The organism is Falsirhodobacter sp. alg1 (assembly GCF_000739715.2).
GTDB lineage: Bacteria > Pseudomonadota > Alphaproteobacteria > Rhodobacterales > Rhodobacteraceae > Falsirhodobacter.
This window is the reverse complement of record NZ_BBJC02000011.1, coordinates 1-10355: the sequence shown is the minus strand read 5'-3', so window position 1 is coordinate 10355 and position 10355 is coordinate 1. Positions and strand designations below refer to the sequence as shown.

At 55.7% G+C, this 10355-nt stretch carries 14 protein-coding genes; 4 read left to right on the top strand and 10 right to left on the bottom strand.

Annotated features, from left to right (window positions below):
• The first annotated feature begins 26 nt into the window (after positions 1-26).
• Positions 27-224, top strand: coding sequence for a hypothetical protein (locus TR36_RS15530; RefSeq protein ID WP_153010583.1), 198 nt, complete (start codon positions 27-29; stop codon positions 222-224).
• 303 nt (positions 225-527) lie between these two features.
• Here TR36_RS15530 and TR36_RS13725 read toward each other — a convergent pair whose 3' ends face one another.
• The 4 genes from TR36_RS13725 to TR36_RS13710 form a co-directional block, all read right to left on the bottom strand.
• Positions 528-1712, bottom strand: coding sequence for a hypothetical protein (locus tag TR36_RS13725; protein WP_153010582.1), 1185 nt, complete (start codon positions 1710-1712; stop codon positions 528-530).
• A 240-nt stretch (positions 1713-1952) separates the two neighbouring features.
• Positions 1953-2432, bottom strand: a complete 480-nt coding sequence (locus TR36_RS13720; protein ID WP_153010581.1) for a hypothetical protein — start codon at positions 2430-2432, stop codon at positions 1953-1955.
• 63 nt (positions 2433-2495) lie between these two features.
• Positions 2496-2720, bottom strand: coding sequence for a hypothetical protein (locus tag TR36_RS13715; protein ID WP_045393669.1), 225 nt, complete (start codon positions 2718-2720; stop codon positions 2496-2498).
• Entirely contained in the window at positions 2713-2922 is a 210-nt protein-coding gene (locus TR36_RS13710) for a helix-turn-helix transcriptional regulator (protein WP_045393667.1), read from the bottom strand. Before TR36_RS13710 ends, TR36_RS13715 begins: the two co-directional genes overlap by 8 nt.
• A 329-nt stretch (positions 2923-3251) precedes the next feature.
• Between TR36_RS13710 and TR36_RS13705 the strand changes: the two genes are divergently transcribed.
• The 3 genes from TR36_RS13705 to TR36_RS13700 all read left to right on the top strand — a co-directional run bounded on the left by TR36_RS13705 (position 3252) and on the right by TR36_RS13700 (position 4539).
• Positions 3252-3497 (top strand): hypothetical protein, encoded by a 246-nt coding sequence (locus TR36_RS13705; RefSeq protein ID WP_045393666.1) that lies wholly within the window; start codon positions 3252-3254, stop codon positions 3495-3497.
• Between the two features lie 372 nt (positions 3498-3869).
• The gene (locus TR36_RS15015; protein ID WP_082714991.1) at positions 3870-4169 is read left to right on the top strand and encodes a hypothetical protein; all 300 of its coding nucleotides are present in this window, start codon (positions 3870-3872) and stop codon (positions 4167-4169) included.
• A gap of 118 nt (positions 4170-4287) precedes the next feature.
• Positions 4288-4539 carry a hypothetical protein gene (locus TR36_RS13700; protein WP_062763507.1) on the top strand — a complete coding sequence of 84 codons (252 nt, stop codon included), beginning with the start codon at positions 4288-4290 and terminating at the stop codon, positions 4537-4539.
• A gap of 172 nt (positions 4540-4711) precedes the next feature.
• Here TR36_RS13700 and TR36_RS13695 read toward each other — a convergent pair whose 3' ends face one another.
• From TR36_RS13695 to TR36_RS13670, 6 genes are read right to left on the bottom strand one after another with little or no spacing between them, the layout of a single operon-like run.
• Positions 4712-5776, bottom strand: coding sequence for a phage portal protein (locus TR36_RS13695; protein ID WP_045393661.1), 1065 nt, complete (start codon positions 5774-5776; stop codon positions 4712-4714).
• A gap of 1 nt (position 5777) precedes the next feature.
• Positions 5778-6332 carry an HK97 family phage prohead protease gene (locus TR36_RS13690; protein ID WP_045393659.1) on the bottom strand — a complete coding sequence of 185 codons (555 nt, stop codon included), beginning with the start codon at positions 6330-6332 and terminating at the stop codon, positions 5778-5780.
• A 1-nt stretch (position 6333) separates the two neighbouring features.
• Positions 6334-7566, bottom strand: a complete 1233-nt coding sequence (locus TR36_RS13685; protein ID WP_045393657.1) for a phage major capsid protein — start codon at positions 7564-7566, stop codon at positions 6334-6336.
• A 5-nt stretch (positions 7567-7571) separates the two neighbouring features.
• A complete protein-coding gene (locus TR36_RS13680) occupies positions 7572-7904 on the bottom strand; it encodes an HNH endonuclease (protein ID WP_082714990.1) in 333 nt (110 codons plus the stop codon).
• Complete coding sequence (locus TR36_RS13675) at positions 7901-9637, bottom strand: terminase large subunit domain-containing protein (RefSeq protein WP_192841363.1); 1737 nt, start codon at positions 9635-9637, stop codon at positions 7901-7903. Before TR36_RS13675 ends, TR36_RS13680 begins: the two co-directional genes overlap by 4 nt.
• Complete coding sequence (locus TR36_RS13670) at positions 9634-10197, bottom strand: hypothetical protein (protein ID WP_082714989.1); 564 nt, start codon at positions 10195-10197, stop codon at positions 9634-9636. The genes TR36_RS13675 and TR36_RS13670 overlap by 4 nt, the downstream gene beginning before the upstream one ends.
• Positions 10198-10355 lie beyond the last annotated feature (158 nt).

The following is a 10355-nucleotide window of genomic DNA, read 5'->3' as shown; positions in this document are numbered from 1 at the left end:
AAGTCATCGAAGCATAAGAGTGGGAGATGACTATGCTGACATATGAAATCGAAGCTAAAAACATCCCGCATTCATCAGGAAACTTAGTCCTGTACACGGTTGTCACGATAAATCCGGGTGGGCTCCGGCATATTTCATCCGTTGGGCGAAACATGTTTGAAACATTTGCTTTGGCTCAAGCAGAAGTGGATCGCCGTATATCTAAAGAAGTCGACGGCGCGTGAATCCATTTAGAGTCAAACAGATATGCAGCTATGGCCCTACAAATGGAGGGAGTGTTGAGGGTGCCGGTATCTGGGGCCCTATCTATTGTAAGGTGTTTCCATCCTTATTTTTGTATTTTTTTCCGCCGGAGGCCGCGCTTGAATTTCCCGCCCCTCAGGCACGGATTCTCCCCTCCCGAGGCACCCAGCAACACCCTTATTCTTCCATCTGTAGGGCCATAGCCTTCTAACCCGTTGAGAACAAAAAAAAGACGCGCCGTCGAGAATGGTCCTCAAACGGCGCGTTTTGGGTGGTGAAGGTGGTTACTTGGCTTCGGTGATTTTGATGCTGTGAAGGCCGATCTTGTGGGCCGCATCCATCATTGCAGCTTCCAGTTCGTCGCGCTTTGATGCCGGGACGAGAAAGCTATCATGCACCGGAAGCGTCACGATACCCTTGTGCAAGATCAGGTCTTGCATCACGGCTTCGGCTAGATCGGAGTCGATGCGCATGAGCCGTGCGCCTGCATCGCTGTGGAAGGCATCCGCAATTGGGCCATGAGCGCGCTTGATTGCATCGATCAGCGCGGAGGCATAGCCGATCGCCTCTTGGGTTCCAGGCACAGCACGTTGGGCCATGCGGTCACTGTTTGCGATAGACAAACGCGCGGCTTGAACCGTCCGGGCATTGATGAGGGTCAGCATTGCCACTTTCACCAAGTCGCGGGGCCATCCCTCGATCGCGTAGCAGTCGTGCGGCATAGGTGTCCCTGCTTCTGCATAGAGGATCGCCGGATGCAGTGTTTTAAAGTCCAGTTCAACGACAGGTTCGCCGTTGATGGTTAAAGATTTACGTGCTTGGGATTTGATGTTCTGCCAGCTAGTACCCATTGGGTAGAACCTTCCTCCACGGTTAAAGTCTCGGTTATGAATCCGTGCCATCGGACAGGCCAAGTTCACACCCTCAAGCGAAATGATTTCGGCCGATCCAATTGCTTCGTTGAAACCATCGGTCTTCTTGTCGCGTCGGTCAATTTCGCGGGTCTGGTTGTAGTCGATTGGCTTGCCATCCACATCACGCAAGATCGTGAGTTGATGTAACCGTTGCAGTTTCAAACGGGGCTTGCTCTCAAGAATTGCTGTAACTGTGGTCACCAGTTCGGGCGTTGCCTCAAATGCGCTTTGCCACCCACGGCAGCCTGAAGCCTGCTTATAGTGGGCGATCATCCCATCTGCATCTAGCTGGTCCACAGCGGCGATGACACGGCGATAGGTCAACAGCGTATGGCGGAAACGCTCGGCATCATAGAAAGGCTTGGAACGGCTGTAGGAGACCGCTTTGCCGAACCTGTGAGCTTCAACGGCTGCGACGATCAGAGCCGCGCCGGTTGCGCCCACCCTGAAGGTTTCTTTGAGGTAATTCCACAGCTGCTTGTCGTCGTATTTGACGCCCAAGGGGATCTGGGGTTCGTCTCCCGGTTGGTAGTATTGCCAATCCCTATCGCTCAAGTTCCACGTCCCTGTGAAAGCCTAGCGCGGTAATCACCTCTTGCCGAGGGGCCTTGTTTGCCCTAATCTCGACCCTAGTCATAGAAGTGCCCCGCAAAGGCAATTTCGATTTAGAAGCCCGTTCCTGTTTGCCGCAGGTGCGGGCTTCGCTCTTTTTATTCTTACGTCTAATTGACCATGCTATCGCCATATTTGGCATGCAGCAAGATGACGTGCGCAAGATGTTCTGCCGTGCACATTTCACTGCCCTCCAAATAGCCGCGACCAAAAACCACTTTTGCGGCCATGGTTGTCAGGTTTGATGAGTAGCTTTGTCATGTCATCCAGAATGCGCTTTCGTTCTTCAGCCATGGCTTGCGCAGTTGCCAGTTCACGTTCTGCCTCGGCTTTACTAGTCCGCAGGGCGTCCAGTTCAGCCCGTACCGCCTGCAACTCGCTTTGCAACCCTATGACAACTTCACCCGTCAAAGAGCCATTATCATTTAATTTTTCCATGTAAGAAGGCTGTCCGATTTCCAGTTCTTCGCTGGAAATATTGACAGCGATAGGCTTGCGAAGTTTGTAGAGTCGCGCCAGTTCGGCAGTGTCGATCTGCCAAGTTTCCATGCCGTTTTTTTCAGATTTTTTCCCAGTAATACGGCCTTCTTTGAGCGCCTTTGCAAGCGTTGGCCTGGAAACATTGAACGTTTTTGCAGCACTGGAAATACTTAGCAGGGACATATCAAACTATCTCTGCCAAGACGTTGTTCGTCATATGGAAAAGTTGCTTGTAGGGGTGCCAAGTCATTTTTCGCCTTCCAAAGCTGCCAACCGCGCTTCGATTTGTGCTAAGCGGTCGGATATATTAGGCTTGTTTGCGCTTCTGTCATACTCGTCCAAGAAGGCTTCGAGCGTTGCCAAAAAGTCCGCGTTATCCCTCAATAGCCCACCGAGGCGTTGCAAAGTCTTGCGTGCGTCCTCAGGCGCGCGGACGTTGATTTGCGGGGTGGGGGTTTTGGCGTCAGTCATTGATCCGCACGCCATCGTTGGTAACCGTCACACCGCGCGCTTCTAGTGCCGCCTGTAGCGCCGATAGGGTGCGCTTGTACGGTCGCCGGTTTCCAGTTTCAAAGTTGGTAATCGTTGCCTTGGCAACCTCTGCCGCTTCGGCCAGATCCTGTTGAGACATGTCCGCCAACGCCCTAGCCGCTTTGCATTGTTCCGGGGTCATTCGGTATAACCTTGCATTTTTAGGCGTGCCTTGATCTGTGCTGTTGGTATAACCTTATACCAAGGCCAATGATCGACGCAACAGGCAACATTGGATAACCGAAAGAACGCAATTTCCGCGATCAACGAAGCCGCAAGCCACTTTCTCAGCTTGATGATGAAAGGTTAGCTTATTTCGATCAGAACTGGATCTATGTATTGGTAAAGCGGTGTTAGCCATCTTTAATCGCTTGGTACCCCATGCCGTCTATGAGCACGCAGTAAATTCTGGCGCATTTGCCTTGAGGCTAACCAACTAAAACGACAGCAGTAACCCAGAGAGGAAAGCCAATGTCAGATAATCTTCGTAGTTCATCATCAGATGCAATAATTGATGCAGCAACGCTGACGGATGAAACCTTGATCAGTTACCACTTGATGATGGGCGAGATCGTCTTGGTCAAAAACTTTTCTTCCTTGGCTGTAGCAGTGTGGTCGGACGTGCTGCGCGAATTAGATAAGCGCGGAAAGATACGCCTTATCAGCGGCAATTATAGTGATCCTTGCGACGCACTTTTAACCCTTAGTTCCAATTAGAAGGCTTCAGCATTTTATCCCAGATGCTTGCCCCATTGCGTCCTGCGAACTATTTGCAGCCCCGTTTATGCTGATTTTTTGCCATATTCCAATTATGCCAAGTACATTGGAAAGCACTATCAACAGAATATTCGCGAAGGAACATACCTCTGCATCGTGGGCGTACTGGAAAAGCGCCCATGTCCTGATAACGGGTGTTATGTGACGGGGTTTGAACCCCCTCAGACTCACGCGCGCGAGGCTGCAACAGGGGTGGAAAATGTTGGAAAGCCACACTGGCCAGAATACAGAAGCTAATCGCCTCCACTTAGATCCGGAAGCTGTAATATATGGTAGTATTGTTAATCATGTGCCGCATTCTAGGAGATCACAATGCAGTCCCCGGTAACTTTTGATGAGCGTGATTGGCGACAACTAACCGCAAACGATAAGAGAGTTCTTCCCCTACTGGATCGTGCTGGATTCAGTGAAATATCCTGCGAAATTTTAGCAAGGGCGGTGGGTGTAGGTCAGAAAAGCATGGATTCCTTGATAGATAAGGGTCTTGCTGTAGAATGCAAAGAAGAAGTGCCCGGAGAATTTCTGGATGGAAAATATTTTAAATTAACAAAAAAAGGTATTTTAGCTTATTGCTGGGTCAAGGGCAGTCAAATTCGGACTTATCCTGAATAAAACTAAATATAACCGTTACCTAATTTAAAAATAACGCTTCCAACCCTAATAAGGAGTGGGTATTGTTATATATTTTAGACGTATGAAATTGTACGGCTATCAATAAGCAGGGGGCGTTATGTTTGAAGTTGGGAAAAAATACGAATTTACCTTCATTCGTGAGGAAATGCATGGGCTAAGCAGGCATGAAGAATGTTGGTCTGTGCAAAAAATTGACGGGAATTTGCTGCACCTGAACATGCCTGCCAGATCTGCGCGTGCACTGAATGATGATGATTTCTTGCTATTGGAAGGTGAAGATCAACCTGAAAAAAATATGATCTTGAATACGGGATCAGTCTTTTTTGATAGTGCTAGGCCAAGTGAGTAATGAGAGAGGCCGGACCAGCGGTTTGCATGGCCCGGCCTCAATCTGCGCCACGCGGTCAGGAGGTACCGCTGCGAAGTGACGGGGTTTGGCCTCCCAAGGCCGGTACTCGCCGTCTAAACCAATGCGTTCGGCGCGACTGAAAATCTGCCAAGGTGCATCAAACCCTGTCTCGTCAATCAGCCCAATCTATGAATTGCAGGGCGTCCTTTAGGGTTGCGTCCGAGATGCCCGCTTCGTTTGCTTGCGCCAAAGCCGATATCATCGTCGAGAGTGCCCGAGCTTTTGAATTTGCATCGAAAGCCTGCGCCGGTCGCACCACGTCTATCTTGACCTTGCCCCCCAGCTTTTCCGTGCATTCCTCGGCCATGAGATTGGCAATAGGTTGCAGCACAAACTGCGCTAAAAACCGCTCTGCCTCTCTCACTAGGGGACCAGTTGTCGATCGGTTGAGCATTCCCGGCAGGACGCCGAACGTGCTGTAAATCGCGTCCTTGGCGTCGGTCAGCAGCTTGTCGGCCAGCGTCTTGTCGAGTTCCGGAGATAGCTGGTCAGGTGCTTTCCCAATGTTCGGGTTCATTCCTGCCGCCGTAGCTTGCGCCACGCCCTCGATGACCAGGGATGCACCACGTCTACCGCGAAAGCCCGACCGCAGCGCGTCCATGTCATCCGCTGAACCCTCAGGTACGGGAATTATCAAGGAACCTAGGGCCGCGTCTCTGAACACGTCTCTCAACGCGGTTTCGATCTCTTGCAGGAGCTGCGCGGAAAGAGGGGCCCGCCGCAACGGGCCGGTGCCTGTCCAAGGGGTCGCGGTATCGCAGCCAATCCGGAAATGCAGCACTTCCTTTGCCAGCACCGTTTCCGACCGTCCGCCACCTGCTTCGGGGATGGTCAGACGGTAAGCCCGAGGGATGCCGTCACGGGTGGAGATATCCCAATCGATGGCCGGCACAAGCCTGTCCCGGATCAGGAACACAGCCTCACCACGCAGCGCCAGAGCGCGCCCTGCAAGGGCCATATTCCGGCGGGACAGCATGTCAGTACCGATCACATCCGCGAGGCTTAGACAGCCCTCCCAGAGGCCCACAGATGTTTGCACGGCAGAGGTCAGTTCCCCCATGCCAGACGCGCCAGTAAGCCAGCTTTCCCGCGCGACCATAAGCGCCGCCGTATAGCCTGGGGATACAGCACGGGTTTCCTGTTTCTCAGGTCGCCGCAGAAATTGCATCAATCCCATGTCATGCCCTCCAACGGTTGAGCGGGTAAACAGCGCCGCGATAGGGCTGCCGATCCTTATGGTTTTCCCATGCTCGCGCCTCGATCTGCGCTTGCGGATAGGCTGGCCGGGTCACTGCGCTAATCTCGAACAGATCCGCCTTGGTGATCGTCCGCAGCATGTCAGCGCCGCGCCGCTCGATCCGCTCACCGCCGCCCGCAACGCGAAAGCCGGGGGATAGGCCCCGGATCAGGCCAGCGGTGTGTGCCGCCAGAAAATCCCGTGACCAGCTAGTTACCCCATCCAGCGTGGCGCGGATTTCCAACGCCTCGTCCTGGTCGATCAGATCAAGAGTACCCGCCGACCGTGAGGCCAGCGGATGGTTGTAATCATGGCCCGCCAGCAGGTGAATTTCCCCACCTGCCGCGATCCGTTCGGCAAAGGCCCGAGGGGCGATAACCTCACGCCGCCCCGGTGCCAGTTCTGTTTCCGCACCATAGGGGAACCGCGCAACAAGACGGGTTGAACCGCCCTCTGCCCGGACTTCCAGCGTGCCTGTGTTACCGCCCCAGAGCATCTTAGGCCCCAATGTCGGTCAGGATTCTAACCTGACTGCCGCGCGCTACGGTCACATCGGCAGTCAGCAAGCCAGTAAGACGCAGGCCACCCGATTGAGCGTCAGAAAAAGAATCCCGGATCAAATCCACGCCGCCCCAGATTCCAAGGAAGGCCGGTGCAATGCCGCCTGCCGAGGTTGTCAGGATTGCCGTGCCGCTTGCCAACTGGTTTGCCAAGGCAATGTTTCCAGCCGGAACATGCTTGGTCAGGCGGTCCCATTCGGAAACAGCCGTTCCTGCGATCAGGGTTTCGTCCAGTTCGGCCCAGGTTGCAGGATCAAAGGCCATGCTCACATCGCTTGCGCCGGTGATCGCATTGGCCTGCATGAATGCCACCACCTCGGCACGGAACGCAGCCCAGCTTGCAGCCGCCCCAACAGCGGTTGAGGCAATGCCATAGGTCGCAGCGCCAGGGATGATGCCCAGAGGTTGCCCGTCAGCGCCGGTGCCCATTAGCACAGCGCGGTCCAGCTCAGCACCGATAGCCGCCGACATATCGCGCCGGATAGCTTGTTCCAGCCCTTCACCTGCCTGCTTCAAGGCCTTGCGGGTAATCCGCATGTGAGCGCCCAGAGTATTGTCAGGCGACAGCATACGCTCGGCGGTCTGGAAAGGATTGGGACCAGGGACGTTGCCGCCTTCGGTCGGTGCCCATCCAGCAACAGCGCCAGCCGTGGCAACCGGCCATTCCACGCTGCCTTGCGTGATATTGATGGTCTGGACGCCGAGACGCGATGCCACCGAGGCCGGAAACAGGCGATCGATGATCGGGCGTGTTTGCACGGGGTTCGGCACATCAGCCGCTACCGTGTTGCGTTGTTCCAGAGCAGCCAGAGGAACCGGGATGCCGCGATAGCCGCCAGCATTCCGCATTTCCTGCACAACCTCGGCAGTCTTGCCCGACAGTGCGCGGCCTTCATCCAAGGCCAGAACGATCTGGCGCATTTCAAAACCTGCGACCAGATCCGCGAATTGACGGTCGGAACGGGTTTCCATCTCGGCCCCGGCTTCCCGGCGTTCGCTATCCTCGGCAGTCAGAGCCGCACGAAAGCGGGTTTCGTTAGTGCGATATTCCGCATCCAGCGATTCCATGCTGCGCGCCTCGTCAGCGGTCGGGTTTTCCTTGCCAACAAGTTCGGCCAGCGATTGGCGGATCTCGGATTGGCGACGTTGGATCTTAATGGAGTCCAGCATATGAATTATCCTTTTGCCGGTTGGGTGTTCGTCGCCAGATCGGCAACAGCTTGCGCCCAAGCATCACGCTCAGGCGTTTGGATCGGGGACGGATGACCGCACTCAATCCGGGTCTTTCGGGTATGACAGGGGCTGCACCGCGTAGCGCAATTTGCAGGGTCAAAGGCCAGATCGGGGCGGTTCCGCACGGGCTGTATATGGTCGATTTCCAACCTGCCGCGTGTCTGCCCGCAATCCACGCAGGCCCATCCGTCACGTTCCAGGATCAGGTGCCGCAGCACTTGCCAGCGCTTGGTCGCGGTTACGCGTTTGCTGTGGCGATGATGTTCGCGGTTCATAGCCATGCCGCCCTCGCCTTGCGCTTGGGAGCCGCCTTCATCCGCTGACCGTGTGCCACTGCTAGAATAGACGCCGATATTGCATCGATCCGGCCAAGCGAGCGCGCCTTGGTCAGCTTGGAGTTCATGGCATCATCGACCACGACAAGCGCGTCAGCAGCCGCCGAGCGCATGAGTAGCGACGGGACTGTGCGTACCTCGCCGTCAAAGACAGCCTTGCGGAACCCTTCCACGTCCTGCCCGCCATCCCGAAAGCCTGCGCCCCGAAAGACAACGGGTGTGCGAATGCCTGCTGCCGTCAGAGCGTCCAGCAGTTCGGCTTGCCGGTATCGATCGCAAGCAATCACTTTCACGTCCGCGTCCTGGACCAGATCAGCCCAGACCTGCCGCAACCACGGGCCAGCCTGCACAGTGCTCTCGCCCGTCACGATCAATTCGCCACGGTCATGCATCCGCACATAGCGGTCCTTCACGCCGTCAGCCTCGCCACGGTCAGCAAGTCCGGGCTTGTGAGGAAATGCCCCCTGAACCTCTAAGCGCCCCGTCAGCGGCCAATACAAAGCGACCGCCGACATGGAACGCGACAGGCCAAGGTCCAGCCCGACGATGCAATCCCCCTCACGCGGCGGCAATTCATCGTCGCCAACCTCACACGCCTGCCATTCATCAGGGGTCAGCAGTTGCGCCTTGCCCACGTCTGAAATTCGTTGATTGAGGCTGTAGAGCCTGAATCCCGTCAGCGCCTGCCCGCCCCGCTGGATGGCAACGCGGGCTTGTTCCTGAAGCCATTGCAGCGACGGGCCAATGCCATACTCCGAACCGGGGTTTGCCGCCTTGATGCCGTCCAGATCGTCCGCAGGCATCCCCAGAGGGGCACGGCATTCGATGATGAAACTGTGCGGGGGCGGGGAATCCATTAGCTGCGACAGAGGATGGCTGTCATCACTGGCGCTTGTGCTAATAATGATGGTCTTAGCTTGCCGCTTGCCTGCCGAGGTTTCCAAGGCTGCATGCAGTTGCATCCCCTTTTCAGGGTGCCAGTGACCAAATTCATCCTCGCAGATTAGCGTAGGGGAAAGCCCCAACAGGTTCTTTGCATCCGCCGCCACAGCGCGGATCATGCCGCCGCCGTTGCCCTCATAGCTGATTTCCAACCGAGGGGCCTGCCGGAATGTGAACAACGCCTGTTCTTCCTCGGGCAATAGCTGCACGATTGCCTGGACGTACTCCCATGCGATGCGCGCCTGTTCCTTCACCCGCGCCGCGATAATCACCTGCCGACGCGGCTGGGGGTCACTCACGCCCATCAGATGCGCTAGTGAGATGGCCGCCGAGAGCATCGACTTACCTTGACCACGCCCGACCGAAAGCATGGCCGTCATCGTGTCGGAATCGAGAAGCCCCCGAATGAATTGCTCCTGAAACGGGGCCAGTTGGAATTGCTGGCCGTGCATCGGCCCTTCGGGGATACGCAGCGACCGGATAAAATTCAGGGTGTTTTCGGTCAGATCCTCAGAACGCGCGCAAGCAACAGTCCCTCCCCGATCCCCTGTTTGCATAGAAACGGCGGCATTGGGACCATTCAGCGCCTCAGCGGCCCATACAGCGGCATTGCGTTGGTTTGGGCGTTGCCCCTTAGCCCGTTGCTTGTCGGCCTGTAGCGCCGCATGAGAGCCGCTAGGCAACCCGTCCTTGCGTGGCCGTCCGCGTGGCTTGCCTGTTGCGACAGTCATACGCGTACCCGCCGGTGCTGGGCCACAATGCGAGCTGCTGCCAGGGACAGGCCCTGCGGTTGCTCGATCATTCCCCGAGAGTCGTAGAGCATCGCAGCGTGATCGGTGACAGCGTACCGCAGATCCAGCGGGATATCGTATGGGCTTTCCCCATAGCCTGCTGGGTAGCGAACGCGGATAGCTGCGCCCTCACCGCCCTCACCTGCTTCGGATAGATGCAACACCGGGTGCCGTCCGCCCTCGATCCAGAACTGTGCCGGATGCGGGGTCATATTCCCTGCCTCGTCGATCAGATCCACCGATACGGGATATCTGCTCAGGCCTTCTGTCCAGAACGGCCCGATCGGCAATTGGATACACCTGTCCCAGCTATGCAGGGTCACTTTGATGTACTGGCTGATAAGGGCCATATCGCAGCGGGCTTCGACCTCAGAGGCCGCGGCGGCGCCCATATAGGCAAGATCCAGATTTTCGCTGTCACCGCTTACTCGGGCATGGTTCTTTATGGCGTCAACCATGACAGCCGGAGATGCGGAAATAGGAGTGCGAGTGAATGACATATCGCGGCACCTAAGGTATCTATTGATACCTAAAGATACCACAACGAGGGGGCTATAACAACGGTATCTTTGATACCTACGGTATCTGCCTGCAAGAATTATTTCACTGAACTGTGTCTATAAAAAATATCGTTGCATCGAGGCAGTAAACCAAGGTG

Bases quoted from the DNA above. Each gene is read 5' to 3' on its own strand.
- TR36_RS13720 (WP_153010581.1), bottom strand. From the start codon at position 2,432: ATGTCCCTGCTAAGTATTTCCAGTGCTGCAAAAACGTTCAATGTTTCC.
- TR36_RS15530 (WP_153010583.1), top strand. From the start codon at position 27: ATGACTATGCTGACATATGAAATCGAAGCTAAAAACATCCCGCATTCA.
- TR36_RS15015 (WP_082714991.1), top strand. From the start codon at position 3,870: ATGCAGTCCCCGGTAACTTTTGATGAGCGTGATTGGCGACAACTAACC.
- TR36_RS13705 (WP_045393666.1), top strand. From the start codon at position 3,252: ATGTCAGATAATCTTCGTAGTTCATCATCAGATGCAATAATTGATGCA.
- TR36_RS13715 (WP_045393669.1), bottom strand. From the start codon at position 2,720: ATGACTGACGCCAAAACCCCCACCCCGCAAATCAACGTCCGCGCGCCT.
- TR36_RS13680 (WP_082714990.1), bottom strand. From the start codon at position 7,904: ATGAACCGCGAACATCATCGCCACAGCAAACGCGTAACCGCGACCAAG.
- TR36_RS13685 (WP_045393657.1), bottom strand. From the start codon at position 7,566: ATGCTGGACTCCATTAAGATCCAACGTCGCCAATCCGAGATCCGCCAA.
- TR36_RS13710 (WP_045393667.1), bottom strand. From the start codon at position 2,922: ATGACCCCGGAACAATGCAAAGCGGCTAGGGCGTTGGCGGACATGTCT.
- TR36_RS13670 (WP_082714989.1), bottom strand. From the start codon at position 10,197: ATGTCATTCACTCGCACTCCTATTTCCGCATCTCCGGCTGTCATGGTT.
- TR36_RS13690 (WP_045393659.1), bottom strand. From the start codon at position 6,332: ATGCTCTGGGGCGGTAACACAGGCACGCTGGAAGTCCGGGCAGAGGGC.
- TR36_RS13695 (WP_045393661.1), bottom strand. From the start codon at position 5,776: ATGGGATTGATGCAATTTCTGCGGCGACCTGAGAAACAGGAAACCCGT.
- TR36_RS13675 (WP_192841363.1), bottom strand. From the start codon at position 9,637: ATGACTGTCGCAACAGGCAAGCCACGCGGACGGCCACGCAAGGACGGG.
- TR36_RS13700 (WP_062763507.1), top strand. From the start codon at position 4,288: ATGTTTGAAGTTGGGAAAAAATACGAATTTACCTTCATTCGTGAGGAA.